The sequence below is a fragment of the Achromobacter sp. MFA1 R4 genome (assembly GCF_900156745.1).
Classification (GTDB): Bacteria; Pseudomonadota; Gammaproteobacteria; order Burkholderiales; family Burkholderiaceae_B; genus Achromobacter.
Genome location: NZ_LT707065.1, coordinates 2505980 through 2530040, shown reverse-complemented (window position 1 = coordinate 2530040; position 24061 = coordinate 2505980). Strand labels below are relative to the sequence as shown.

Annotated in this window: 24 protein-coding genes and 1 tRNA gene; 11 read left to right on the top strand and 14 right to left on the bottom strand. The window is 68.2% G+C overall.

Annotated features, from left to right (window positions below):
* Positions 1-14: 14 nt before the first annotated feature.
* Entirely contained in the window at positions 15-950 is a 936-nt protein-coding gene (locus tag BXA00_RS11590; RefSeq protein WP_076518624.1) for a hydroxyacid dehydrogenase, read from the top strand.
* 34 nt (positions 951-984) lie between these two features.
* Positions 985-1992, top strand: coding sequence for an Ldh family oxidoreductase (locus BXA00_RS11585; RefSeq protein WP_076518623.1), 1008 nt, complete (start codon positions 985-987; stop codon positions 1990-1992).
* A gap of 16 nt (positions 1993-2008) precedes the next feature.
* Here BXA00_RS11585 and BXA00_RS11580 read toward each other — a convergent pair whose 3' ends face one another.
* The gene (locus BXA00_RS11580; RefSeq protein WP_076518622.1) at positions 2009-2905 is read right to left on the bottom strand and encodes an AEC family transporter; all 897 of its coding nucleotides are present in this window, start codon (positions 2903-2905) and stop codon (positions 2009-2011) included.
* A gap of 118 nt (positions 2906-3023) precedes the next feature.
* On the opposite strand from BXA00_RS11580, the gene BXA00_RS11575 reads away from it, so the two are divergent.
* Positions 3024-3305 carry a helix-turn-helix domain-containing protein gene (locus BXA00_RS11575; RefSeq protein WP_083714244.1) on the top strand — a complete coding sequence of 94 codons (282 nt, stop codon included), beginning with the start codon at positions 3024-3026 and terminating at the stop codon, positions 3303-3305.
* On the opposite strand, the gene BXA00_RS11570 is transcribed toward BXA00_RS11575, so the two are convergent.
* The gene (locus BXA00_RS11570; protein ID WP_076518620.1) at positions 3295-3834 is read right to left on the bottom strand and encodes a hypothetical protein; all 540 of its coding nucleotides are present in this window, start codon (positions 3832-3834) and stop codon (positions 3295-3297) included. The genes BXA00_RS11575 and BXA00_RS11570 overlap by 11 nt on opposite strands.
* 45 nt (positions 3835-3879) lie before the next feature.
* Between BXA00_RS11570 and BXA00_RS11565 the strand changes: the two genes are divergently transcribed.
* The 3 genes from BXA00_RS11565 (at position 3880) to BXA00_RS11555 (ending at position 7025) form a co-directional block, all read left to right on the top strand.
* A complete protein-coding gene (locus tag BXA00_RS11565) occupies positions 3880-4803 on the top strand; it encodes an alpha/beta hydrolase (RefSeq protein WP_076518619.1) in 924 nt (307 codons plus the stop codon).
* Between the two features lie 32 nt (positions 4804-4835).
* Positions 4836-6407 carry a glutamate--cysteine ligase gene (gene gshA / locus BXA00_RS11560; RefSeq protein WP_076518618.1) on the top strand — a complete coding sequence of 524 codons (1572 nt, stop codon included), beginning with the start codon at positions 4836-4838 and terminating at the stop codon, positions 6405-6407.
* A gap of 96 nt (positions 6408-6503) precedes the next feature.
* A complete protein-coding gene (locus BXA00_RS11555) occupies positions 6504-7025 on the top strand; it encodes a lipocalin family protein (RefSeq protein WP_076518617.1) in 522 nt (173 codons plus the stop codon).
* Between the two features lie 9 nt (positions 7026-7034).
* Here BXA00_RS11555 and BXA00_RS11550 read toward each other — a convergent pair whose 3' ends face one another.
* From BXA00_RS11550 to BXA00_RS11525, 6 genes are all read right to left on the bottom strand, one after another.
* Entirely contained in the window at positions 7035-7979 is a 945-nt protein-coding gene (locus tag BXA00_RS11550) for a succinylglutamate desuccinylase/aspartoacylase family protein (RefSeq protein WP_076518616.1), read from the bottom strand.
* A 53-nt stretch (positions 7980-8032) separates the two neighbouring features.
* Positions 8033-9022, bottom strand: a complete 990-nt coding sequence (locus BXA00_RS11545; protein ID WP_076518615.1) for a tripartite tricarboxylate transporter substrate binding protein — start codon at positions 9020-9022, stop codon at positions 8033-8035.
* Positions 9023-9160: 138 nt separating this feature from the next.
* Positions 9161-10075 carry a LysR family transcriptional regulator gene (locus tag BXA00_RS11540; RefSeq protein ID WP_076518614.1) on the bottom strand — a complete coding sequence of 305 codons (915 nt, stop codon included), beginning with the start codon at positions 10073-10075 and terminating at the stop codon, positions 9161-9163.
* Between the two features lie 38 nt (positions 10076-10113).
* The gene (locus BXA00_RS11535) at positions 10114-10875 is read right to left on the bottom strand and encodes a GntR family transcriptional regulator (RefSeq protein WP_076518613.1); all 762 of its coding nucleotides are present in this window, start codon (positions 10873-10875) and stop codon (positions 10114-10116) included.
* 9 nt (positions 10876-10884) lie between these two features.
* On the bottom strand, positions 10885-11796 hold the full coding sequence (locus tag BXA00_RS11530; RefSeq protein WP_076518612.1) for a fumarylacetoacetate hydrolase family protein: 912 nt from the start codon (positions 11794-11796) through the stop codon (positions 10885-10887).
* Positions 11797-11869: 73 nt separating this feature from the next.
* Positions 11870-12994: a cupin domain-containing protein gene (locus tag BXA00_RS11525; RefSeq protein ID WP_076518611.1), complete on the bottom strand. Its 1125-nt coding sequence runs from the start codon at positions 12992-12994 to the stop codon at positions 11870-11872.
* Between the two features lie 213 nt (positions 12995-13207).
* Here BXA00_RS11525 and BXA00_RS11520 point away from each other — a divergent pair, with 213 nt between their 5' ends.
* Positions 13208-13453, top strand: a complete 246-nt coding sequence (locus tag BXA00_RS11520) for a hypothetical protein (RefSeq protein ID WP_056327580.1) — start codon at positions 13208-13210, stop codon at positions 13451-13453.
* A 115-nt stretch (positions 13454-13568) separates the two neighbouring features.
* The gene (locus BXA00_RS11515) at positions 13569-14858 is read left to right on the top strand and encodes a DUF2254 domain-containing protein (RefSeq protein ID WP_076518610.1); all 1290 of its coding nucleotides are present in this window, start codon (positions 13569-13571) and stop codon (positions 14856-14858) included.
* Between the two features lie 165 nt (positions 14859-15023).
* On the opposite strand, the gene BXA00_RS11510 is transcribed toward BXA00_RS11515, so the two are convergent.
* A tRNA-Arg gene (locus BXA00_RS11510) sits at positions 15024-15098 on the bottom strand.
* 227 nt (positions 15099-15325) lie between these two features.
* Between BXA00_RS11510 and BXA00_RS11505 the strand changes: the two genes are divergently transcribed.
* Positions 15326-16249, top strand: a complete 924-nt coding sequence (locus tag BXA00_RS11505) for a cytochrome c5 family protein (RefSeq protein ID WP_076518609.1) — start codon at positions 15326-15328, stop codon at positions 16247-16249.
* Between the two features lie 180 nt (positions 16250-16429).
* Here BXA00_RS11505 and BXA00_RS11500 read toward each other — a convergent pair whose 3' ends face one another.
* The 4 genes from BXA00_RS11500 to BXA00_RS11485 form a co-directional block, all read right to left on the bottom strand.
* Positions 16430-17953, bottom strand: a complete 1524-nt coding sequence (locus BXA00_RS11500) for a 3-hydroxyacyl-CoA dehydrogenase (RefSeq protein WP_076518608.1) — start codon at positions 17951-17953, stop codon at positions 16430-16432.
* An 86-nt stretch (positions 17954-18039) separates the two neighbouring features.
* The gene (locus tag BXA00_RS11495) at positions 18040-19269 is read right to left on the bottom strand and encodes a CaiB/BaiF CoA-transferase family protein (protein WP_076518607.1); all 1230 of its coding nucleotides are present in this window, start codon (positions 19267-19269) and stop codon (positions 18040-18042) included.
* Positions 19270-19444: 175 nt separating this feature from the next.
* Positions 19445-20593, bottom strand: coding sequence for an acyl-CoA dehydrogenase family protein (locus BXA00_RS11490; RefSeq protein WP_076518606.1), 1149 nt, complete (start codon positions 20591-20593; stop codon positions 19445-19447).
* 59 nt (positions 20594-20652) lie between these two features.
* Positions 20653-21276, bottom strand: a complete 624-nt coding sequence (locus tag BXA00_RS11485; RefSeq protein ID WP_076518605.1) for a TetR/AcrR family transcriptional regulator — start codon at positions 21274-21276, stop codon at positions 20653-20655.
* Between the two features lie 154 nt (positions 21277-21430).
* Between BXA00_RS11485 and BXA00_RS11480 the strand changes: the two genes are divergently transcribed.
* Both BXA00_RS11480 and BXA00_RS11475 read left to right on the top strand, forming a co-directional pair.
* A complete protein-coding gene (locus BXA00_RS11480; RefSeq protein WP_076518604.1) occupies positions 21431-22402 on the top strand; it encodes a nitronate monooxygenase family protein in 972 nt (323 codons plus the stop codon).
* Positions 22399-23136, top strand: a complete 738-nt coding sequence (locus BXA00_RS11475) for an enoyl-CoA hydratase-related protein (protein ID WP_076518603.1) — start codon at positions 22399-22401, stop codon at positions 23134-23136. The genes BXA00_RS11480 and BXA00_RS11475 overlap by 4 nt, the downstream gene beginning before the upstream one ends.
* A gap of 4 nt (positions 23137-23140) precedes the next feature.
* Here BXA00_RS11475 and BXA00_RS11470 read toward each other — a convergent pair whose 3' ends face one another.
* Complete coding sequence (locus tag BXA00_RS11470) at positions 23141-23974, bottom strand: enoyl-CoA hydratase/isomerase family protein (RefSeq protein ID WP_076518602.1); 834 nt, start codon at positions 23972-23974, stop codon at positions 23141-23143.
* Positions 23975-24061: the final 87 nt, after the last annotated feature.

Sequence of the window (24061 nt, the reverse complement as noted above, 5' to 3'; positions counted from 1 at the left end):
GAGGAGCCCGGCAGATGCAAGTACTGATATCGGAGTTCATGGACGCGCCCGCGGTCGATGCCTTGCGGCAACGGTTCGACGTGCGCTACGAGCCTGACCTGGTCGAGCGGCGCGGCGCGCTGCTCGACGCCGCCGCGCACGCTGACGCCCTCATCGTGCGCAACCGCAGCCAGGTGAACGCCGAGCTGCTGGCGGCCGCGCCACGCCTGCTCGCGGTGGGCAGGCTGGGGGTCGGGCTGGACAACATCGACCTGCCCGGCTGCGAGGCGCGCGGCATCACGGTCATTCCCGCGACGGGCGCCAATGCCCGCGCCGTGGCCGAGTACGTCATCGGCACGATGCTGTCGCTGTTGCGCGGCGCCTACGCATCCACGGCGGACGTCGCGGCGGGCAAGTGGCCCCGCAACGCGCTTTCCCAGGGCCTGGAGGCGCACGGCCGCACGCTGGGCGTGGTGGGCTTCGGCGGCATCGGCCGCCTGGCCGCCCAGCTCGCGCGCGGATTGGGCATGCGCGTCGTGGGCAGCGACGCCGCCCTGCCGCCCGGCCATCCCGTCTGGGGAGAAGCCGGCGCCGAGCCGCTGCCGCTGGACGACCTGCTCGCCCAGGCGGACGTGGTGACGCTGCACGTGCCCCTCACGCCCGAGACCCGGCACCTGCTGGACGCCGCGCGCATCGACCGCATGCGCGCAGGGGCCGTCCTCATCAATACCTCGCGCGGCGGCATCGTGGACGAAGCCGCGCTGGCGGACGCGCTGCGCGCCGGGCGGCTGCGCGGCGCCGCGCTGGACGTGTTCGAACAGGAACCGCTGCCCGCGGGCAGCCCGCTGGCGCAGGCGCCGAACCTGATCCTCACCCCGCACATCGCCGGCCTCACCCAAGAGGCCAACACGCGCGTTTCCGACATGGTGGCCGCCGGTGTGACAATGGCGCTTGACGCCCGCGCACGCTGACGAGGCGCGGCGCGCCTCCCACGACAGGAAGGATATGGCTCACATCTATCTGGACGAACTCCAACACCTGGCCGCGGCCGGTCTCGCCGCCGCCGGCGCCAATCCGGCCATGGCCGACAGCACCGCGCGCGCCCTGGTCTTCGCGGAAAGCCAGGGGCTCAGCTCCCATGGGCTGTCGCGCGTGCCGTTCTACGCGGGGCACTTGCGCACCGGCCGCGCCATCGGCTCGGCCGTGCCCCGCATCGTGAACGAGCGCGGCGGCGCGGCCCTGATCGACGCCGGCTCGGGCCTGGCCTTCCCGGCCTGCGCCCTGGCGGTCGAACAGGCCACCGTGCGCGCCCGAGAACATGGCGTGGCGTTCGTCGGCGTGGCCAACAGCCATCATTTCGGCGAGGCCGCCTACCACCTCGAAGCCCTGGCCGATGCCGGCATGGTGGGGCTGGCGCTCAGCAACTCGCCCGCCGCCATGCCGGCCTGGGGCGGCAAGCGCCCGCTGTTCGGCACCAACCCCATCGCGGCGATCTTCCCGCGCCGCGGCGGCGCACGGCTGGTCATCGACCTGTCGCTGTCGCAGGTGGCGCGCGGCAAGCTCATGATCGCGGCGCGCGACAACCAGCCGATCCCGCTGGGCTGGGCGCTGGATGCGCAGGGCCAGCCGACCACCGATCCGAAGGCGGGTCTTGCCGGCAGCATGCTGCCCGCAGGCGGCGTCAAGGGCGCCATGCTTGCCCTCATCGTTGAACTCATGGCGTGCGCCCTGACCGGCGCGCGCTTTGGCAACGAAAACGAGTCGTTCTTCGTGGACGAAGGCGGCCCGGCGCGCCTGGGGCAGGCGTTCATGGCGATCGACCCCAATGCGTTGGCGGGCAACGACGTGTATCTGGAACGCGTGGAAACGCTGGTCGACGCGATGCTCGAGGACGAGGGCGTGCGTCTGCCGGGCGACCGCCGGCGCAAGCTGCGCGACGAGGCCGTCAAGCACGGCCTGGACCTGCCCGATGCGCTGATGGCGCAACTGCGCACGCTGGCCGGCGCCGGGTGACCGGCCGCCGGGCGCCCTAATGCCCGTGGGTGAACCACAGCATCAGCGGCGCCAGCAGCAGGAACACCACGGTGGACACCAGCACGGCGCCCGCCGCGGTATCACCCAGCGGCGTGTAGCGCCGGGTGTACATGTAGCTGACCACCGCGCAAGGCATGGCCATCTGCAGCGTCAGCGCGCCGGCCAGCACCGGCTCCAGGTCCAGCGCCCATGCCACCGCCAGCCCCGCCGCAAGCCCCACCACCAGGCGGATCGCCCCGACCTTGGCGCCGTCGCGCATGCCATTGGAGGGAATGAGCGCAAGCGCGTGGCCCAGGCTCAGCAGCATCAGCGGGACGGTGACCGCGCCCAGCATGCGCGCCGTCTCGATGACCCACGCCGGGACCGGGATGTGCAGCAGGCGCATCGCCACGGCCACCACCGACGCCAGCAGAATCGGACTCTTCCAGCTTCCCTTCGTGTTCACGCCCGGCAGCAGGCGCACCGCGATGGTGTGCATCACGAACGAGTTCACGGCGAAAAACGCCACGGCCACGGACAGACCGGCGTCGCCGAATGCCAGCTGCGAAATCGGCAGCCCCAGGTTGCCGGCGTTCGGCAGGAAGGCCGTGGGCAGGAGGCTCAGCACCGGCAGCTTCCAGGCCTTGAGCAACGCCGCGCTGACCAGCGCGCACAGCAGCAGGGCGATCAGCGTCGCGGCGGCCACGTCGGCCAGCGCGCGGTCGTCCAGGCGGGTGGTGACGAAGGTATGGAACACCAGCGCGGGCGTGGTGACGGAGGTCACCAGCGTGGTGATGAAGCTGCCGCCGAAGGGCAGATCGCGCTTGCCCCAGAAGATCCCGATGCCCACGCAGGACAGCAGCGGCAACATCAGCACGATGGCTGACAAATAGAACTGCGCGATGGCCAACATGCAACTATTCCGTCAAAGATAAAAAGACCGATGCGTCACGGCATCGTTGCTTGCGCGGGCCGGGGCCGACGCCGCAGCATGAGGCCTTGTCCACAACCGGGCGCCCGCCCCCGCCGCCATGTCCGCCACACCGATGCGCCTTCTTGCCCACCCATCGCGTTGCGCCATCCGCAGCGCCGTCCCGCCGTCAGGCGTGGGCCTGTCCGACCGCCAGGCCGCGTGCCTGCGATGGTCGGCCGCGGGCAAGACCAGCTGGGAAACGTCCCGCATATTGGGCGTCAGCGAAAGCACCGTGAATTTCCACCTGCGCAACGCCTGCGCCCGGTTGGGCGTGCGCGGCCGGCGCGCGGCGGTGGTCGCGGCCCTGCGGCTGGGCCTGCTTGAACCGCTCAAGGCTTGAGGACGACCGACCGCAGGAACTCGCGCGCGCGCTCGGCGGGCAGGCTTTCCTCGGTGCCGGCGGCCACCGCCTCGATCAGCATGGTGTCGGTGACCCAGACCTTGGCATGCAGCCATCCCGGCTTGCCGACCGCCTTGCCGTGCACCTCGATATCCTGTCCGAAGGCGGGCCATTCCTTGGGCGGCGGCGCCTGCATGTTGGCGTAGAGCGATCGCATCAGCGCCACGCCCAGCGCCTGCCGCGCCGCGGGGCTTGCCGCGATCTCGGGCGGCAGGGGCGCCGACCCCACGGCAAACACCGCTTCGCCGACGGTGGCGCTGGCCAGGGTGAAGGGCAGCGTGTGCGTGTCCAGCCTCAGTTCCCGGGTTTCGGTCGACACGCGGGCGGGGAACGCCGCGCGCACATGGCCGTCGGCCACGTCCATCTCGCGCCAGTTGTAACTGGGCGAGCAGGCGGCCAAGACCAGCGCCAGCGCCAAAAAAACGCCCGCTTTCTTGAACATGAAACGAAACAGCGATGAAATCGTCATTACCCGAGAACCCGCAAGGTCCAGTCATTTCGAGGAATCCAGAAATTGTCGCCGATTTCCATGGCCCCCGCGCCCGACGGCACGCCGCTCGCCAATTATTCCTGGCCGGCGGCGCCCAACGTGCCGCTGCCCATCGCGGGCGGGGAAGCGCCCGGCGCGGGCCGCCCCAGCATCTACCTCCTGCATGGCCTGAGCGAACATGCCGGCCGCTATGACCGGCTGGCGCGCTGGCTGACCGCCCACGGCTGGACGGTGGGCGCGCACGATCACCGCGGCCATGGCCGCTCGGGCGGTCACCCGGCCACGCTGCGGCACCAGGAAGACCTGGTCACCGACGCCGTGGACAGGCTGCACGCCTGGACGCGGGCTTGCGGGCGGCCGCCCATCCTGTTGGGCCACAGCCTGGGCGCGCTGGTCGCCGTGCGCATCGCCCAGCATCGCCTGGCTCCCCTGGACGGGCTGGTGCTCAGCTCGCCGCCCTTTGCCGTCAATGTCCCGCTCTGGGTGCGCCGCACCCTGACATGGATGTCCCTGCACGCGCCCGACCTGCGCGTGCCGCACGGCCTGGCCCCGGCGCGCATCTCCCATGACCGCGCCGTCGTGAAGGCTTACCGCGCCGATCCCCTGGTGCGGCGCCGGATGACCGGCCGGCTGGCCCGCTTCGTGGACGACGCCGGACGGCAGGCCCTGCACGAAGCCACCCTGCTGCCCTGCCGCACCCTGCTGATGGTGGCCGGCGACGATTCCATCGTGGCCGCCGAAGGCAGCCGCCAGTTCGCCCAGCGGGCGCCCGCCGAACTGCTCACCCTGCGCTGGTACGACACCGCCTGGCACGAGATCTTCAACGAGACCGCCCCCATCGCCGATCCGGTCTATGCTGACCTGGACGAATGGCTGGCGCGGACCGCCCAGGCATTGTCCCTGTCCCCAGTACTGGTTCCCTCAGCACAGGAGGCCAGCACCCCGTAAAATCCGGCGACAGCCCCCAACGAGAAGAATCCGTGACCGATACTGCCGCCAACCGCCTCGCCCGCCTAGAGGCCAACCGCTCGCTGCTGACCCAGACCCTGCGGGGCATCGAGAAAGAAGGCCTGCGCGTGGACGAACAGGGCATCCTGGCCCGCACGCCGCATCCCGCCGGCCTGGGCTCGGCGCTGACGAACGAACACGTCACCACCGATTATTCCGAATCGCTGCTCGAACTGATCACGGGCACGCACCAGGACGTGGACGCGCTGCTGTCCGAGCTTGCCGATACCCACCGCCACGTCTACGGCGTGCTGGACCATGAACTGATCTGGAACCAGTCCATGCCGGCCACGCTGCCGCCCGAACCGGAAATCCCCATCGCCTGGTACGGCACGTCCAACACCGGCATGCTCAAGCACGTCTACCGCCGCGGCCTGGCCGAGCGCTACGGCAAGACGATGCAGTGCATCGCCGGCGTGCACTACAACTTCTCCCTGCCCGAAGCCCTGTGGTCGGTGCTCGATACGCAGCCGGGCTCTGACCAGGACCGCCGCTCGCGCGGCTACATCGGCCTGATCCGCAACTTCACGCGCTATTCGTGGCTGCTGATGTATCTGTTCGGGTCGGCGCCCGCGCTGGCCAGCGACTTCCTGCAAGGCCAGGACCATGCGCTGGAAAAGCTGGGCGACCACACGCTGTACCTGCCGTACGCCACCAGCCTGCGCATGAGCGACCTGGGCTACCAGAACAAGGCGCAGTCGCAGCTCAAGCTCTGCTACAACGACCTGGACACCTTCCTCGGCCGCCTGTACGGCGCCGTGACGCAACCCTGGCCTGATTACCAGAAGATCGGCACGCATCGCAACGGCGAATGGATCCAGCTCAACACCAACGTGCTGCAGATCGAAAACGAGTACTACTCCAGCATCCGCCCCAAGCGCGCCACCGGCCGCTGCGAACGCCCCATCACGGCGCTGGCCGAGCGCGGCGTGCAGTACGTGGAAGTGCGCTGCCTGGACATCGATCCGTATTCGCCCGTGGGCATCGAGCCGGCCACGGCGCGCTTCGTCGACGCTTTCCTGCTGTTCTGCACGGCGTCCGACAGCCCCTTTTTCCCGGCCAACGGCTACTGTCAGCGCAGCGCCGACAATTTCTCGATCGTGGTCAAGGAAGGCCGCAAGCCCGGCCTAATGCTGGACCGCGAAGGCCAGGCCATCGGCCTGTCGCAATGGGGCCATGAACTGCTGGACCAGATCGCGCCCTACGCCGCGCTGTACGACAGCGTGATGGGCGGCAGCGCGTATGCCGACGCCCTTGCCGCGCAGCGCGACAAGCTCGACCGTCCCGACACCACGCCGTCGGCGCGCCTGCTGGCCGAATTGAAGGACAGCGGCCTGTCGTTCCACGACTACTCGCTGGCGCTCAGCCGCAAGCATGCGGACACGCTGCGCGCGCAACCGCTGCCGGCCGATGTGGCGGCGGCCTATCAGCAGGCGGCGGTGCAGTCCGCCGCCGAACAGCTGCGCCTGGAGCAGTCGGACACCGAGGATTTCGACACCTACGTGAGCCGCTATCACGCCGCGCTGAAAGCGCCGCGCAAGTAAGGCGTATCAAATAAGGCGTATCGTTAGGGCTCGGTCCGCGCCGCCTGCCGGGCAGGCGGCGCGAACCCTTACCAGTCATATCAGGAGGTTTTATCCATGCGCCGCACCGCAACATTCCTGCTGGCCCTGGCGGCCAGTGTGGCGGGCATCGCCCATGCCGCGCCGCCGCCCATGCAGACCGTGGAATCCGTGGATCTGAAACGCTACGTCGGGATGTGGTACGAAATCGCCAACTTCCCCATGTTCTTCCAGCGCAACTGCGTGGGAGACACGACGGCCGAGTACACCGCCAACCCCGACGGCACGATCGGCGTGAACAACCGCTGCCGCACCAAGGACGGGGATATCGATTCGGCCTCGGGCACCGCCACGGTGGTCGAAGGCAGCAACAACGCCAAGCTCGAAGTCTCGTTCTTCAAGCCGTTCAAGGGCGATTACTGGGTGATCGGCCTGGACCCGGACTACCGCTGGGCGGTCGTCGGCACGCCCGACCGCAAGTACCTGTGGATCCTGTCGCGCTCGCCGCAACTGCCCAAGGAAGAACTGGACAAGGCGCTGGCCGCCGCCACGGCGCAGGGCTACCAGCTCGACGAGCTGCGCTACACGCCGCAGAAGTAAGCGCCGTCCTCAGCCCGCGTAATCGCGGGCCAGCCTGACCACCGTCACACCCGGCTTGAGCTGGCGCAGCGACGGCATGATCAGCGTGCAATGGTCGTAGGGCGTGACCACCGGCTGATCGTCGGCCCAGCCGATGGTCGTCCCGGCCTTTTCAAACGTTTCCAGTCCCGACCACGGGCCGGCAAAGCGCACGTTCATCGAGGGCGCCACCACAGCGTCCGTCACTTCCAGGACACGCTGGCTCGCCGGGTCGGCCAGCAGCCAGCCTTCGGGCAGGTCCGACGCATCGGCCACGCCCGACGCCACCAGCATCCGCGCCACCATGTCGCGCGCGACGTCCCGCGACGACAGATCGCCATGGAACCCGCATTCGATCAGCAGCGCGCAGGCGTCGTCGCGCGCCGGATCGCCGAACTGCTCGAAGTCGCGCATGCGCACGCCGTCCTTGTGGCCGGCGTCGACGATCACGTGCTGCGGCGCCTTCAGGCGGCGGGCCAGCGCGATATTGCGCGGCAGCACGCCCGTCAGCAGCAGCGGCGCGCCGGGTTCGTGCATGGAATGCAGGTCCAGCAGCCAGTCGGCGCGCCGCACCCAGGGGCGCAGTGCGGCGCCGCGCTGGCGGTCCGGCGTCGTGGGGTTGTCCAGGCGCTCGGCGCTCCAGACACGGTTCATGTCTTCCTGCACGAAGCGCGACGCATCGTGGTTTGCGTGGTCGAAGCGGTCGAACGCATCCAGGTTGCAGAACGCCAGCGTCAGGCTGCCGCGCCGCGGGCGCAGGCCCGAGGCCAGCAGATCCTTCAACGCCCACGCGCCGCACAGCTCGTTGCCGTGCACCAGCGCCGACACCATGAGCGCCCGTCCCGGCACGCCCGAATCGAAATGCCACACGCCGGGCGTATCGGTATTGCCGGCGCGCTCGGCGGCGAGGTCGGGAACGGGAAGCTTGAATTCCATGGTGATATCCGCTTGATGCCTGGTGTTGCGATGTCGTGATTTGTGGCGCGGCCTTACTGCGCCTCGATCTTGGCGGCCTTGACCAGCGCGCCGTACTTCTTGGTTTCTTCGGCCTGGAAGGTCACCGGATCGATGCCCGGCTTGGCCACTTCACCGCCGGCGTCCTGCAGCTTGGAGCGGAACTGCTCGGACTTCAGGGATTCATCCAGCGCGGCGCGCAGCTTGGCCACGACCGGCTCGGGCAGGCCCGCGGGGCCATACAGCGCAAACCACAGGTTGATGTCGACCGACTCGAAGCCCTTTGTTGCGGCCAGCGGCGCGATCTCGGGTGCGGCGGGCGAACGCTTGTTCTCGGTCAGGCCCAGCGCAACGATGTTGCCGCTGCGCACTTGCGGCAGACCCGAGGACAGCACCAGCATGCCGAAATCGAGCTGACCGCTCATCAGGTCGGTCACCAGCGGCGACACGCCGCGGTAAGGCACGTGCTCGGCGCGCGTGCCCGTCGCCTCATTGATCATTTCGCCGGCCAGGTGCAAGGTCGTGCCCACGCCCGACGACCCGTAGTTGAACGTGCCCGGCGCCGCGCCCTTGAGCTTTTCGAGATACTCGGCGGCGGTCTTCACGCCCGAGTTCTTGCTGGCCGCCAGCAGCATCGGCTGCGACGCCACGATGCCCAGCGCCGTGAAATCCTTGGCGCTGTCGTACTTCACGGCGGTGTTGATCATGCGGGCGATCACCATCTCGTTGGTGGAGCCCAGGAAGATGGTGTAGCCGTCCGGCGCGGCGCGCGCCACGCGCTGCGCGCCGATCGTGCCGCCGGCGCCGCCGACGTTCTCGACCACGACCGTCTGGCCCAGGCGCTTGCCCAGTTCTTCGCCCAAGAGGCGCGCGGTCAGGTCCAGGCTGCCGCCTGCGGGGTAGCCGACGACCAGCGAAATGCTGCGGGCCGGGTAATCGGCCGCGCTGGCGGGTGCGGCGGCCAAGGCCGACGCCGCACAAAGCGAGACCAGCGCCGCGCGCAGCGGATGCAAAATGGATTTCATGATTTCTCCCTGGGGTGCTGTGGGTGGACGGCGTAGCCGTCTCGTTTGAGTTTCGGAGGGTATTTTCGAGCGCGCCCCCGGCCCCGTCCGTGCCAAGACGGCACATCTTTGTGCTAATCCGGTTTTGGGTCCGGCAAGTCAGGCTTTGCGGTTGGCGGTCGCTTCCCAGGCGGCTTCGGCCAGGTCCGTCAGCCGGGCGCGCGGGCGATACAGGCGGACCTCGAAGGCGATCTCATCGCTGCGCCCGCCCAGCGCGGCCAGCGCGCCGCGCCGGCAGTCAGCCGCGACCATGGACCAGGGCAGCCAGGCCACGCCCACGCCCTTGGCGACCGCGCCATGCGCGGCGTCCAGCGAATCGCTGCGCACGAAGGGCGTCAGGGCGTAAGGCGTGGCCTCCAGCCTGTCGCCCACGATGCGCTCCATCGCCAGGCCGCCCGTGTAGGTAATGAGCGGCACGGGCGCGCCGCCCTCATGCAGCAGATAACGCGGCCGTCCGCGCGTGTCCATCTGGCTGACCGGCACCAGCTTGTCCGTCGCCAGCGTCATGTAGCGATAGCGCGACGGGCTGAGGGGCACGGACAACGCCGGATGCTCGTAGCAGCACAGCAGGTCCACCTTGCCCTGTTCCAGCCGGATCACGAGGTCCTGCGCCTTGCCGGTGGACAGTTCCACCTGCGTGCCGTCGGTCAGCACCTTGGGCGCGCGGTGCCGCAGCCGCGCGATCCAGTCGGCCACCAGCGTGCGCGCCAGGCTGCGCCCCGTGGCGATGCGCAGCACGGCCTCGCCGCCCGCGCCCGAGCTGCGGATGCGGTGGCGGACCAGCCCCATCTGCTCGATCACCTGCGTCGCGGTCTTGAGCAGCGTCTCGCCTTCCGGCGACAGCGTCACCGGCAGGCGCTGGCGCTCCACCAGCGCCGTGCCGGCCCACGCTTCCAGCGCGCGGATGCGGCGGCCGAAGGCGGGATGCGTCACGTGGCGCAATTCGGCCGCGCGCACGAAGCTGCCGGTCTGCGCCAGCGCGATCAGGTCTTCCAGGAGTTTGAGGTCTGCCATGGACCGAAAGCTTACGGCATCGCGCGATTGGTGCGGAACTAGGCCGCTTGCTGACCCGCGGGCAGGGTCAGGATGCGCTCGATGACCTGCGCCGTCTTGCGGTAGTGCGCGGCCAACAGCGCCACCGCGCGGTCGGCATCGCGCAAGACCGCGGCATCCAGCAGCGCGCGGTGTTCGTCATCGACGTCGCGTTCCGACCCGTAGGCCATGGCCTGGGCGCGCGCGGGCCGGCGGTAGCGTTCGGTCTGCGCGTAAAGCTGGGCGGACAGGTCCAGCAGCCAGGGCGACCGGCAGGCGCCGATCAGCGCCTGGTGGAAGTCCTGGTGGCGGGCCTCCAGCGCGTCCTCGCGCTCCTGGTCCAGGACGGGCGCGTCGTCCGCGCGCCGCGCGGCCAGCGCCAGCGCGTGGAACGCGCCCACCAGCCGCGCCTCCCAGGCGTCGTCGGCGTTGGCCAGCGAACGCCGCAACGCGTCGCAGTCGATCAGGATGCGGGTTTCGCAGGCATCGCGCATTTCCTCCACGGACAACGGCGCGATCCGGAAGCCGCGCGACGTGGTGGTCAGCACCATGCGTTCGCTGCGCAGCCGGTTCAGCGCCTCGCGGATGGGCGAAAAGCTGCCGCCATAGCGCTGGCGCAGCAGCTCCAGCCGCAGCGACTGGCCCGGCGCGAACGCGCCGCGCATGATGTCGCGGCGCAGTTGCCGGTAGATCTGTTCGGACAGTGTGATGTCTTCGACCTGCGCGTCGCCCTGCGCGGCCGCGGCCGCGTCCGCGCGCGGCGCCTTGATTCGAGGCTTCACGCTGCGCTCCTAGACGGCCACCACCGGATGGCGCAGCGTGCCGATCCCTTCCACGCAGGCGACGACCACGTCGCCTGGCCACAGGAATTCCTGCGGCTTGCGCCCCGCGCCCACGCCCTCCGGCGTGCCGGTGGCGATGATGTCGCCCGGTTCCAGCGTGATGCCCGCGCTGATGTCGGAGATCAGGAACGGCACCTTGAACAGCATGTGGCGGGTATTGGAGCCCTGCTTCTTCTCGCCGTTGACCGTGAGCCACAGGTCCAGCACCTGCGGGTCCGGGATTTCGTCGGCCGTCACGATGCAGGGGCCGAACGGCGCGTAGGTGTCCTGGCCCTTGGAATAGATCCACTGGCCGGCGCGCCGGCAGTCGCGCGCGCTCATGTCCAGCATCACGCTGTAGCCGAACACATGGGACAACGCATCGGCCTCGGCCACGCGCGAGGCGCGACGCCCGATGATCACCGCCAGTTCCACTTCCCAGTCCAGCTGCTGCGTGATCCTGGCGTTGTGCTCGATGGCGTCGCCCGGCCCGATCACCGTCGTGGGCGGCTTGGAAAAGATCACCGGCTGCTTGGGCAGGTCGGCCGACGTGTCCAGCGTGCGGCTGGATTCCGCGACGTGCTCGACATAATTCAGGCCGATGCCGAAGATGTTCTTGCGCGGGCGCGGGATGGGCGCCAGCAGCTTCACGTTGTCCTGCGGCAAGGCCGTGCCCACCGGCCAGTTGCCGCGGAACGTATCGAGCAGCCGCGTCGCCTGCGCGACCGCGACCGGCCCCAGGTCGATGAAGTCCAGCATGTCGTCGGGCAGGTTCACTCCACCCTCCTGCCCCAGCAGGAAAAGATCGACCACATAGCCGTCGACCAGCGCGCCCAGGCGGGCGGCGGCGGTGGGATGAGCGCGAAAGGTCACCAGGCGCATCGAGAACTCCAGAAAGTCAAAGTGTGGGGGGAACGTCCGCCGCAACGCGGCGGCGCGCAGGCAGCGGAATCTTCTAGATCAGTCGTTGATGGCCGCCGTTGTCCTGTACCGCTTCCTCGCGGTACAGCGCGAGCGAGCGCATGACGGGCAGGTCGTTGAAACAGAACAGGCAGGCGTCATCGTTGGAAGACAGGTTGGCGTGCTCGTGGATGGCCCAGGACGGCACGCAGAAGATGTCGCGCTCGGTCCAGTCGTAGCGCTTGCCGTCGATCACGGAAAAGCCGCTGCCCTTGGCCACCTGGTAGATGAAGCTGCCGGTGTGCCGGTGCGCCTGGGTGTGTTCGCCGGGACGCAGCAACTGCATGCTGGCGCCGATGGTCGGCATGACCGCGCCGCCCGTGGCCGGGTTGACGTATTCGAGCAGGATGCCGTCGTAGGGGCTGCCCGCGGTCGTGCGCGCGTAGCGGCGCAGGGCCTCGTAGGTGGGCTCCCATTCATATTTGAAGAGCGGGGAATAGGGCTTCGTCCAGCCCGACACCTGCGGCCGCAGCGCCACCCCGCCCCACGCGCCGCTGGTGTCGTCGACCGGGTGCGTCACGGTCTGGTTCAGGTCGGGATGCACGGCATAAAAGCCCGCTTCCAGCGCATTGACCAGCGGAATGTCCAGCCCGTCCTGCCAGATGCAGGTCGTGCCGTCCTCGGCCACGCCGTGCTCGTGCCAGGTGCCGTTGGGCGTCAGCACGAAGTCGTTCGCGCCCAGCGTCATCTTGTGGCCGTCCACCACGGTGTACGCGCCCTGGCCTTCCATGATGAACCGCAGCGCGGAATGCGAATGCGCGTGCGCGGACGCCAGCTCGCCCGGCTTCATGACCTGCAGGCCGGAATACAGCCAGCCCACCGCCGCCGCCACGTCCCGCCGGCCCGGATTGTTCAGGTAGATGACGCGCCGGCCGGCCTCTTCGGGCGACACCAGTTCGGCCGAGCGCAGCACATGCGCGCGCAGATCCTGATAGCGCCAGACCACGGGCACGGACGCCGACCGCGGCGCCCAGGGCTCGATCTTGTTGGCCACCGTCCAGAGCGCGCCCGTTTCCAGCCGCGCAAGCTCCTGGTAGTAGGCCACCCGCTCCGGCGAGTCGGCCACATTGGCTCGGCCCGCCGTGTGCTCGCGGTAGGCGTCGTAGCGGTTCGCTTCCATCGCTTGCCCCTGGTTTTATAAAACACTGAGGATTTTCGAAAATATTAAGAGGCGGTCCGGTCGACGGGCAATCCCAAGACGCTAGGGGTTTTCCTGTAGCAGGCTGGTGCGGGAAAAATAGTTGGCCGCAACGCCGACAATACTGTACAAAAACACAGTGCGACGTGATACATTTCGCTCGCCCGACCAACTGTCGTCCAGGGGAGAATTCCTGTGTCAGAAGCTGCTCATCTCGTTCAGTACATCGTCGTTCCCTACCGCGCCGCCGCCAATGGCGTCGCCCCCGGGGAAATCCGTCCGGCCAGCAGCGAATTCGGAGCCATCCGGATCGCAAACTCCATGGCCTCCAAGTTCGCGGGCGTCGCCGCCTATGAAGTCATGATCGACAAGGAAACCGGCGACATGGAATCGCCGCGCATCCTGATGCAGATAGGCACGGTGCCGTCGCTGGACGATTAGTCTCCGGGGCGCCGCCCCGAGGGACGAGCGCGCAGCGGGTGGTACGCTCGCAGCACGGAATCGTTCCACCGGGCGCGGCGCACAGCCCCCGGACCTGTCATGCAAAGGAGAAAAGATGATTGCTCGTTGGCGCTGGGCGCTCAGGCAATTGACCAGGCGCCTTTGGTTCAGGGCCAGTCTTTTCTCATTGCTGGGCGTCGCCACCGCGCTGCTCGCCATCATTTTCAAGGGCGCCATTCCTGAAACCTTGCCCGCCCGCATCGGTGCCGACGCGGTCGACAAGATCCTGGGCATCATTGCGTCCAGCATGCTGGCGGTGACCACCTTTTCGCTCAGCACCATGGTGGCGGCCTACGGCGCGGCAAGCACCGGCGTGACGCCTCGCGCAACCACCCTGGTCATGCAGGACACCACCACGCAGAACGCCCTGGCGACGTTCATCGGTTCGTTCCTGTTCAGCCTGGTGGGCCTCATTGCGCTGAGCACGGGGGCCTATGGCGCGCAAGGGCGGGTCTTGCTGTTCACGGTGACGATTGCGGTGGTGATCCTGATCGTCTACACGCTACTGCGCTGGATCGACCATCTGTCCAAGCTCGGACGGGTCGGCGAAACCATCGACCGCGTCGAAAGCGCAACCATCGACGCCCTCCGCCACCGCGTTCAATGGCCTTACCTGGGCGGCACGCCCTATCCGGCGTCAGGCTCGCCCCCCGCGTCGGCGCAGGCCGTGTCATGCGACCGGACAGGCTACGTGCAGCACGTCGACGTGCAGGCGCTGGGCCGGATCGCGCGTGAACATCAGGCCTCGATCTACCTTGACGTCCTGCCGGGCGGATTCGCCCATGCCGGCATGGCGCTGGCGTGGATCGTGCCCCAACCCGGCGAGGAGCCGGCCGCGCACGAGGCCCTGCACGAAGCCATCCTCGGCGCCATCACCCTGGGAACGCATCGCACGTTCGAGCACGACCCGCGCTTCGGCTTGTCGGTGCTGTCCGAAATCGCGTCCCGCGCCTTGTCGCCGGCCGTGAATGACCCCGGCACGGCGATAGACGTCATTGGCCGGGGCGTCAGAAGCCTGACCTGCTGGGGGCAGCCGCCCGACTCGCCACCGGAGGCCGACCCCGACTGCCAGCGCATCTACGTGCACCCGCTGGACGTGGACGATCTGTTCGACGATTTTTTCGGCCCCATCGCGCGTGACGGCGCGGGTCTGCTGGAAGTCGACACGCGCATGACGAAGGCGCTCCTGAGCCTTGCGCAGATCAATCCGCCCCTGTTCAAAGCGGCCGCGTCGCGCCATGCCGCGCGCTTGCTTCAACACGCCGAACACGCGCTGGTGCTGGACGAAGACAAGCGACGGATCCGCGAGCTGGCGCAACCGCTGCTGCGACGCGAAGCGCATTGAAGGCACGGCAAAGCGAGGGGAAGGATGGGACGCGAAGCCTGCGGCTCGCTATGCGCCGCCAGGCTGCGCTCGGAGGGAGCAAGTATTGGCGACGTGGGGGGCAAGAGAAGGGTGCAACAGCGGGGTGCAAGGTGGACCGAAGATCCACACAACCCATTGATCTGGTGGCGCGCCCGACAGGAATCGAACCTGTATCAAGAGCTTCGGAAACTCTCATTCTATCCATTGAACTACGGGCGCAGCGCAAGGAGGCGGTATTGTACCCACTTTTGCGGGATCTGCATGAAGTGGATCAAATCTTCCGTCAATCTCCGCGAAAACCCGCTCAGTGTCATTGGACCGGCGTCCCTGACACCGTTATATAATCCAGCGTTTGCTTGCAGGCGGGCATGGTTTGCCGCCGACTTGTGCAGTACTGATTTTCTGTTGCCGCCGCCAGGCGCCCCACCCGTTAGCAGGATTTGGTCATGAGCAACGAGCAGGAACACATAGAAGAGCACTCCTCCCCCATCAAGACCCCGAAGCAACTGATCGTCACGATCATCCTGGCTTTCGTGGTGCCCATCGCCATCATCATCCTACTGGTGAACATGGTCGTCACCGGCACCAAGACCAACGCCGGTTCGGATGCCCTGTCCGGTGAAGCCATTGCCCGGCGGATCGCGCCGGTTGCCGGATTCGAGCTCGTTGACGCCAACGCCCCCAAAGTTTTCAAGACCGGCGAACAGGTTTTCGCCGCCGTCTGTACGGCCTGTCATACCGCCGGCGTGGCGGGCGCGCCCAAGCTGGGCGACAACGCCGCTTGGGCGCCTTTCATCAAGGCCGGCTACGACGAAATGCTGAAGGTCGCGCTGCACGGCAAGGGCGGCATGCCCGCCAAGGGCGGCAACCCGGCCCTGTCCGACTACGAAGTCGCGCGCGCCGTGGTGTACATGGCCAACAAGTCCGGCGCCTCGCTGCCCGAACCCGCTGCGCCTGCTGAAGACGGCGCCAAGAAGGAAGCCGACGCCGGCGCCGCCCCCGCCGCACAGGCTGCCGCCCCGGCCGCAGCACCGGCTGCCGCAGCACCGGCTGCCGCAGCACCGGCAGCCGCCGCACCCGCAGCCGCCACGCAGGCTCCCGCCCCCGAGCAGAAAACCGCCGCCGTCAACCCGGCCGGCGAACAGCTCTACAAGACGGTCTGTTTCGCGTGCCACGCAACGGGCGTGGCCAATGCGCCCAAGTTCGGCGACAAGGCCGCCTGGGCTCCCTACATCAGCACCGGCATGGACGCCATGGTGAAGGTCGCCATGACGGGCAAGGGTGCGATGCCTCCCAAGGGCGGCGCGGCCAACGCCTCGGAAGACGACATCCGTGCGGCCGTGCAGTTCATGGTGAATGCCGCGCAGTAATACCCCGCCGGCAAGACAGGCCACAAAAAACAGCCCCTTGAATCATCAAGGGGCTTTTTTGTGGCCGATTTGCCTGGAAAAGTGCCGACGCATCGGGCTGAACCGGTGTCTGACACCCTGGAGAGAGGCTCGTCAGCTTGAGGCAGCGTCTCGGCGGGTATCAGGCACCTTGCCCGGTGATCACTCCGCCGTCGACTTCAAGAGCGACATGCCGAGCTGTACGCGGCGCTGCAGCCAGAGGCTCGGACGATAGCGGGGATCGCCCGTCACGCGCTGCATGCTCTTCAGGATCTCCAGGATGCGGTCGGCGCCCAGCTTGTCGCCCAACGCCAGCGGACCCACCGGATAGCCCAGACCCAGCGTGACGGCCAGGTCGATGTCTTGCGGCGTGGCGATCTGCTGCTGCGCGATATCGCAGGCGATGTTCACGATGTGCGCCACGATGCGCTGCGCGATGAAACCGGCCGAATCGTCGGCCACCGTCACCGGCACCCCGTCCGAGGCCAGCAGCGCATGCGCGGCGTCGCGCCATTTGGCTTCGGTGGCGGGCGAGGTCATGATCGTGCGGCGCTTGGCGCTGTCGAACGCGTACAGCGTGTCCAGGCCGACCGTGCGGGCGGCGTTCAGGCCCTGCGCGGAGACCGTGGTGGACACGTCTTCGCCGAACGGCGTGACGATGATCAGCGCATCGGCGTCCGGCGTCGAGCCCGTGACCAGCGTGCCGCCCAGCTTTTCGATCAGCGCGGACGCGCGCGCGTAGCCTTCGCCATGCTTGGGGCTGACCCAGACCTTCAGGCCTTCAGGCAGCGCCGGCACAGGCGCTTCGGCCGGCACCTGCTTCTGGCCGTCGGCATAGACGTAGAAACCCTCGCCGGCCTTGCGGCCGATCAGCCCGCCGGCCAGGCGCACGGTCGTGATGGGCGACGGCCGAAAACGCGGCTCGTCGAAGAACTGGCGATAGATGGATTCCATCACCGGATGCGAGACGTCCAGCGCGGTCAGGTCCAGCAGCTCGAACGGCCCCATGCGAAAGCCGGCCTGCTCGCGCATGACGGCGTCGACCTGGGCGAAGGTGGCCACGCCCTCCTGCGCCACGCGCAGGCCTTCGGTATTCATGCCGCGGCCGGCGTGGTTGACGATGAAGCCGGGCATGTCCTTGGCGCGCACGGGCGTGTGGCCCATGCGGCGCGCCAGGTCCGCCAGCGCATCGCCCACTTCCGGCGCGCTGCGCAGGCCGTCGATGACCTCGACCACCTTCATCAGCGCAACCGGGTTGAAGAAGTGATAGCCGGCCACGCGCTGCGGACGCTTGCAGGCGGCCGCGATGGCGGTGATGGACAGCGACGACGTATTGGAAGCCAGGATGCAGTCATCCGAGACCACCCCTTCCAGCGCCGCGAAGAGGTCGCGCTTGACGTCGAGCCGCTCGACGATGGCCTCGACCACGAGCTGGCAGGCCGACATGTCGGTCAGCGCGGTGGCCGATTCCACGCGCTCGAGCGCCGCCTGCGCGTCAGCCGCGGACAGCTTGCCCTTCTGGGCCAGCTTCTCCCAGGTCTGGCGCAAGGATTCGCGCGCCGCCGCGATGGCGTCGGCGCTGGTGTCGTACAGGCGCACCCGCAGGCCGGCCTGCGCCGCGATCTGCGCGATGCCGCGCCCCATGGCCCCGGCGCCCACGACGCCGATGGTTTGAATCTCCGTCATCAACTTTCTCCTGCCTCTATTGGAATGGATCGTGCGCCAGGCGCGGCGGACGCGACGGGGCGGCGCCATGCCGCCCGGGGGTCGCGTCAGCTCCGGGTCTGCGCCAGCGCCTGGATTTCTTCGGCCGACAGTCCCAGCTTTTCGGACAGGACCTGCTCGGTGTGCTCGCCCAGCATGGGCGGCGCGCGGCGGTATTCGACCGGGCTGCCGGAAAACTTCAGCGGGCTGGCGGCCATGGGCACGGTGCCCGCCGCGGGGTGCGGCAGCTCGCGCTTCATGTTGCGGGCCAGCACGTGCGGATCTTCGTAGACCTGGTCCAGCGTGTTGATCGGACCGGCCGGCACGCCCACCTTTTCCAGCGCGGCCAGCCAATGGTCGCGCTCGCCCGTGGCCATGCGCTCGGCCAGCAGCGGCACGAGTTCCTCGCGGTTCTTCACGCGCTGCGGGTTGGTCGAAAAGCGCGGGTCGGCGGACAGTTCGGGCAGGCCGATGGCGCCGCAGTAGTTGCGGAACTGGCTGTCATTGCCGACCGCCACGATGAGGTGGCCGTCGCTGGCCGCGAACACCTGGTAGGGAACCAGGTTCTGGTGCGCGTTGCCGGCGCGGCGCGGCGCGACGCCGGAGGTCATGAAGTTCAGGTTCTGGTTGGCCAGCATGGCGACCTGGCAATCCAGCAGGGCCATGTCGATGTGCTGGCCCAGGCCGCTGCGTGCGCGCTCGTGCAGGGCGGCCAGGATGCCGACGGTGGAATACATGCCAGTCATCAGGTCGGCCACGGCCACGCCCGCCTTCTGCGGGCCGCCGCCGGGCAGGTCGTCGCGCTCGCCGGTGATGCTCATCAGGCCGCCCATGCCCTGGATCATGAAGTCATAGCCGGGGCGGCTGGCGTAGGGACCCGTCTGGCCGAAGCCGGTGATCGAGCAGTAGATGAGGCGCGGATTGAGCTCTTTCAGGCTGGCGTAGTCCAGGCCGTATTTGGAAAGGCCGCCGACCTTGAAGTTTTCGACCAGGATGTCGCTCTGCAAGGCCAGTTCGCGCACCAGCTCGGCGCCGCGCGGCGACGCGATATCCAGCGCCACCGACATCTTGTTGCGGTTGGCCGACAGGTAGTAGGCGGCCTCGGTAGTGTCCCGGCCCGCTTCGTCCTTCAGGTACGGAGGCCCCCACGCCCGCGTGTCGTCGCCCGAACCGGGCCGTTCGATCTTGATCACCTCGGCGCCGAGATCGGCCAGGTTCTGGGTGCACCAGGGACCCGCCAGCACACGGGTCAGATCCAGCACACGTATGCCGGTTAGGGGAGCGGGACGTTGCGACATCTGTAATCTTTTCGCTAGAAGGGAAATGAGAACTTCCGGCCCGCGCCGTTGCGCAGGCCAGACTGGAATTCCGTCATGCCAGAAGGCGGCCCGCGCGGGCCGCATCCCGATCAGCATTCGTCAGACTGGATATTAGCCTTTCGAACGCATTGGCCGGCTTGCGGCCGGCGGAAAATCAGGAATGGGCCTTGATGGTCTCGCGCGCGATCACCAGTTGCTGGATCTGCGACGTGCCCTCGAAGATGCGGAACAGGCGCACATCGCGATAGAAGCGCTCGACCGCGTATTCGGACATGTAGCCCGCGCCGCCGTGGATCTGCACTGCGCGGTCTGCCACGCGGCCCACCATCTCCGTGGAGAAAAGCTTGCAGCAGGCGGCCTGCATGGTGGTGTTCTCGCCGCGGTCGCGCATGCGGGCGGCGTCCAGCACCATGCAGCGGGCCGCGTAGAGCTCGGCCTGGCTGTCGGCGATCATCGCCTGGATGAGCTGGAATTCGGCGATGGGCTGGCCGAACTGCTTGCGTTCGGTGGCGTACTGCACCGCGTCGCGCAGCAGGCGGTCGGCGATCCCCACGCACAGCGCGGAAATATGCAGGCGGCCCTTGTCCAGCACGCGCATGGACGTGCGGAAACCATTGCCCTCTTCCCCGCCCAGCAACGCGCTGGCCGGCACGCGGCAGTTGTCGAACACGACGTCGCTGGTCAGCGCCCCGGCCTGGCCCATCTTCTTGTCCGGCTTGCCGATGATCAGGCCGGGCGTGCCGGCTTCGACCAGGAAGCAAGAGATGGAATTGGCCCGGCGCTCGGGCGCGGTGCGGGCCATGACCGAGAACAGGCCCGCGATGGGCGCGTTGGTGATGTAGCGCTTGGTGCCGTTGAGCACGTAGAAATCGCCGTCGCGCTCGGCGGACACGCGCAGCGACATGGCGTCGGAGCCGGCGTCGGGCTCGGTCAGGGCGAACGACCCGATCAGCTCGCCGCTCGCCAGCTTGGGCAGATAGCGCGCACGCTGCTCGTCGGTCCCGGCCAGCACGATGGCCTGCGAGCCGATGCCGATGTTGGTGCCGGCCAGCGAACGGAACGCGGGCGAGGTCTGGCCCAGTTCGAACACGACGCGGACCTCTTCTTCCATCGTCAGGCCCAGGCCGCCGAAGTCCGGCGAGATGGACAGGCCGAACAGGCCCAGGTCGCGCATTTCATTGACGATGTCGGGCGGCACCTGGCCGCTGGCGGCCAGTTCGTCTTCGGCGGGAATGAGGCGCTCGTGCACGAAGCGGCGCACGGCGTCGATCAGGAGATTCAGGGTTTCGGTATCGAGGGCCATGATGGAAGTCTCACTATGTTGTATGCGGATTCGGGTCGAGGATCGGTATGGCGGCGCGTTCAGGCGCGCATGCCGCCCACCAGCAGATCGAAGTAGCCGGCGGCGATGGTTTCGGCGCTGTCGCCCTGGCCGGGCTTGTACCAGCGCACCATCCAGTTCAGCATCGAGAGCACCGCGCGGCCCGTGGCGGCCACGTCCTGCGCACGGAACGCGCCTTCGGCCACGCCTTGGGCGATGACCGCGCGCAGGCGCTTTTCGTAGCTGTCGCGCAATCGGGCGGCGTCCTCGCGTTCGGACAGCGCCATGCCGGAATACCCGACCAGCATGGTCACGAACTCGGCGTGATGCTGCTCGAAATACCGGGCGTGGCCCACCATGAACGCGCGCAAGCGCGCTACGCCGCCCTCGGCGCCGGCGACGTCGCGGCCCACGGTCTGGGTCAGTCCGTTCAACACCTCAAGAATGATGGCGTCGTAGATGTCCTGCTTGGTCGGGTAATAGTGATAGATGGCCGCCTTGGACACGCCGAGGGCGGCGGCCAGGTCCGAGATCGAACTGCCGTCGTAGCCGCTGCGGGCGAACAATTTGGCGGCTTCTTCCAGGATGCGTTCGCGCGGGGCGGCCAGCGTGGGGGGCCGGCCGGCGCGGGCGCGTTTCTGGGCGGGAGGGGCGGTGATCGCCATGACAGCCTTTGGAGGGGCGGCGCGGGGCCCGGGGGGGTTCTGGCGAACCGCCATTGACAGCCATTCCGCGCATGCCGTTAAATAAAGATTAATTAATTACCGGACGGTCGGTAGGTAATTAATATACTCCAAAAACTACGACGAGACGACGCCCATGCCCCATCCCCTCGTGACTGATTTGTATGGCCAGATGTCCCTGCCGGTCATCAGCGCCCCGATGTTCATCGTCTCCAACCCCAAGCTGGTCATCGCCCAGTGCACGAGCGGCATCGTCGGATCGTTTCCGGCGCTGAACGCGCGGCCGCAGACGTTGCTGACCGACTGGCTCGACGAGGTCCAGGCGGGCCTGGCTTCGCACCGCGAAGCCAACCCGGGCGACCGCGTCGCGCCGTTCGCCGTCAACCAGATCATCCACCAGTCCAACGACCGGCTGGAACAGGACCTGGCCGTGTGCGCCAGCCACCGGGTGCCCCTCATCATCACCAGCCTGCGCGCCCCCGGCGACCTGGTGAAGGGCGTGCACGACTGGGGCGGCAAGGTCTTCCATGACGTGACGACGATCCGCCACGCCGAAAAGGCGCTGGAAGCGGGCGTCGACGGCCTGATCCTGGTTTGCGCGGGCGCGGGCGGCCACGCCGGCACCCTGAGCCCCTTCGCCCTGATCTCCGAGGTGCGCCGCTTCTACGACGGCCCCCTGATCCTTTCCGGCGCCATCACCTCGGGCGCGCACATCCTGGCCGCGCAGGCCATGGGCGCCGACTTCGCCTACATGGGCACACGCTTCATCGCCAGCGAGGAAGCCAACGCCAGCGAAGGCTACAAAAGCGCCATCGTCGAGGCCAGCGCGTCGGACATCCTGTACACGCCCTTCTTCACGGGCATCCCGGGCAACTACCTGAAGGCCAGCATCGCCGCCGCCGGCCTGGACCCGGCCAATCTGCCCGCGCCGGACAGCGGCGCATCCAACTTCGGCTCCACCCGCGTCAAACCCTGGAAGGACATCTGGGGCGCGGGCCAGGGCGTGGGCGGGATCGCCAGCGTCGAACCGACCCGCACCATCGTCGACACCCTGCGGCGCGAATACGCCGAGGCCAAAGCCCGCCTGGCAGCGGGCCCGCACGCATGAGCGCCGGCCTGAAGGTTCAGCGGGAGGGCGCCGTCCTCACGCTGGTCATCGACCGCCAGGACCGCCGCAATGCCCTGGACACCGCCACCTATGCCGCGCTGACCGAGCAGATCTCGCTGGCAAGCGCGGACGTGGCGATCTCGGCGGTCATCCTGACCGGCGCCGGCGAACACTTCACCGCGGGCAACGACCTGCGCGACTTCCAGGCCGAACGCGGGACGGGCGACAGCGCGGGGCTGACCTTCCTGCGCGCGCTGACCACGGCCGACGTGCCGGTCATCGCCGCGGTCGAAGGCTACGCCATCGGCATCGGCGTCACCCTGCTGCAGCACTGCGATTTTGTCCACATCGGGGAAGGCGCCACCCTGCGCATGCCGTTCGTCGCGCTGGGCTTGTGCCCGGAGGGCGCATCCAGCCTGCTGATGCCTCGCCTGGTCGGCCGCCGGGCGGCGCAGTGGCTGATGCAGGGCAAGGCGTTCACGGCGCAGGACGCGCTGGAAGCCGGCCTGGCCACCTCGGTCACGCCCAAGGGCCAGGCGCTGGACGCCGCCCGGGCCACCGCAGCCGACCTGGCCAGCCAGCCCCCCGCCGCGCTGCGACTCACCAAGGCCATGATGAAGCGGGCGGACCGTCAGGCCATCCAGGAAACGCTGGACTACGAAGCCCAGCAGTTTCGCGCCCGCCTGCAGACCGACGAGGCGCAGGCGGCGTTCGCCAGGTTCTTCAAGAAGTAGCGCGTCAGAACGGCGAATCGGGCCGGAAGTTCGGCGCCCGGCGTTCGCGCAGGGAATTGATGCCCTCGCGCACGTCCGGGCCGCCAAAGCCCATGAATTCCAGCGCCAGCGACGTATCGAAGGTCGGTCCGGCCATGCGCAGCCAGTTGTTCAGCGAATATTTGGTCCAGCGGATGGCGGTCTGGGACCCCGCCGCCAGCTTGTTGGCCACCTCGAACGCCTTGGCGACCAGTTCGGCCTCGTCCACGCACAAGGACACCAGGCCGATGCGCTCGGCCTCCTCGCCGGACACCGTTTCGCACAGCATCAGGTAGTACTTTGCCTTGGCCATGCCGCACAGGAGCGGCCAGACGATGGCGGCGTGGTCGCCCGCCGTGACGCCCAGTCGGGTATGGCCGTCGATGATCCGGGCATCGCGCGCCGCGATCGAGATGTCGGCCAGCAGGCCCGCCACCAGCCCCGCCCCCACCGCCGCGCCGTGCATGGCGGACACGATGGGCTTGCTGCAGTTGATGATGTTGTAGACCAGGTCGCGCGCCTCGCGCCAGACGCGGGTGCGCACGTCGAAGTCGTCCGCCATCTGCTGCACCAGCTCCAGGTCGCCGCCCCCCGAAAATCCCTTGCCCTCGCCCCGGATCACCACCACCCGCGTGTCCGGATCGGTGTCGATGTCGCGCCAGATATCGGCCAGCTCGCGGTGCATCCGGTCGTCGGCCGTGGACAGCTTGCCGGGCAGGCCGCCCTTGGTCCCCATGATGAGTTCCAGCACGCCGCCGGGGTGGCGGCGCAGCTTCAGGGATTCATAGGCTGAATAGTGTTCCAGCGTAATGTCGGTCATTGTCTGCTCCGGATCGTCTCTTGGTTGTTCGGCGGACCGCCCACGGCAGCCGCGTTTTTGCGCACTATAGTGGATACGCCGCCCTCG

Bases quoted from the DNA above. Each gene is read 5' to 3' on its own strand.
- BXA00_RS11570 (WP_076518620.1), bottom strand. From the start codon at position 3,834: ATGACGATTTCATCGCTGTTTCGTTTCATGTTCAAGAAAGCGGGCGTT.
- BXA00_RS11555 (WP_076518617.1), top strand. From the start codon at position 6,504: ATGCGCCGCACCGCAACATTCCTGCTGGCCCTGGCGGCCAGTGTGGCG.
- BXA00_RS11550 (WP_076518616.1), bottom strand. From the start codon at position 7,979: ATGGAATTCAAGCTTCCCGTTCCCGACCTCGCCGCCGAGCGCGCCGGC.
- BXA00_RS11490 (WP_076518606.1), bottom strand. From the start codon at position 20,593: ATGGCCCTCGATACCGAAACCCTGAATCTCCTGATCGACGCCGTGCGC.
- BXA00_RS11475 (WP_076518603.1), top strand. From the start codon at position 22,399: ATGAGCGCCGGCCTGAAGGTTCAGCGGGAGGGCGCCGTCCTCACGCTG.
- BXA00_RS11505 (WP_076518609.1), top strand. From the start codon at position 15,326: ATGAGCAACGAGCAGGAACACATAGAAGAGCACTCCTCCCCCATCAAG.
- BXA00_RS11500 (WP_076518608.1), bottom strand. From the start codon at position 17,953: ATGACGGAGATTCAAACCATCGGCGTCGTGGGCGCCGGGGCCATGGGG.
- BXA00_RS11495 (WP_076518607.1), bottom strand. From the start codon at position 19,269: ATGTCGCAACGTCCCGCTCCCCTAACCGGCATACGTGTGCTGGATCTG.
- BXA00_RS11470 (WP_076518602.1), bottom strand. From the start codon at position 23,974: ATGACCGACATTACGCTGGAACACTATTCAGCCTATGAATCCCTGAAG.
- BXA00_RS11580 (WP_076518622.1), bottom strand. From the start codon at position 2,905: ATGTTGGCCATCGCGCAGTTCTATTTGTCAGCCATCGTGCTGATGTTG.
- BXA00_RS11525 (WP_076518611.1), bottom strand. From the start codon at position 12,994: ATGGAAGCGAACCGCTACGACGCCTACCGCGAGCACACGGCGGGCCGA.
- BXA00_RS11485 (WP_076518605.1), bottom strand. From the start codon at position 21,276: ATGGCGATCACCGCCCCTCCCGCCCAGAAACGCGCCCGCGCCGGCCGG.
- BXA00_RS11545 (WP_076518615.1), bottom strand. From the start codon at position 9,022: ATGAAATCCATTTTGCATCCGCTGCGCGCGGCGCTGGTCTCGCTTTGT.
- BXA00_RS11515 (WP_076518610.1), top strand. From the start codon at position 13,569: ATGATTGCTCGTTGGCGCTGGGCGCTCAGGCAATTGACCAGGCGCCTT.
- BXA00_RS11530 (WP_076518612.1), bottom strand. From the start codon at position 11,796: ATGCGCCTGGTGACCTTTCGCGCTCATCCCACCGCCGCCGCCCGCCTG.
- BXA00_RS11575 (WP_083714244.1), top strand. From the start codon at position 3,024: ATGTCCGCCACACCGATGCGCCTTCTTGCCCACCCATCGCGTTGCGCC.
- BXA00_RS11590 (WP_076518624.1), top strand. From the start codon at position 15: ATGCAAGTACTGATATCGGAGTTCATGGACGCGCCCGCGGTCGATGCC.
- BXA00_RS11540 (WP_076518614.1), bottom strand. From the start codon at position 10,075: ATGGCAGACCTCAAACTCCTGGAAGACCTGATCGCGCTGGCGCAGACC.
- BXA00_RS11585 (WP_076518623.1), top strand. From the start codon at position 985: ATGGCTCACATCTATCTGGACGAACTCCAACACCTGGCCGCGGCCGGT.
- BXA00_RS11480 (WP_076518604.1), top strand. From the start codon at position 21,431: ATGCCCCATCCCCTCGTGACTGATTTGTATGGCCAGATGTCCCTGCCG.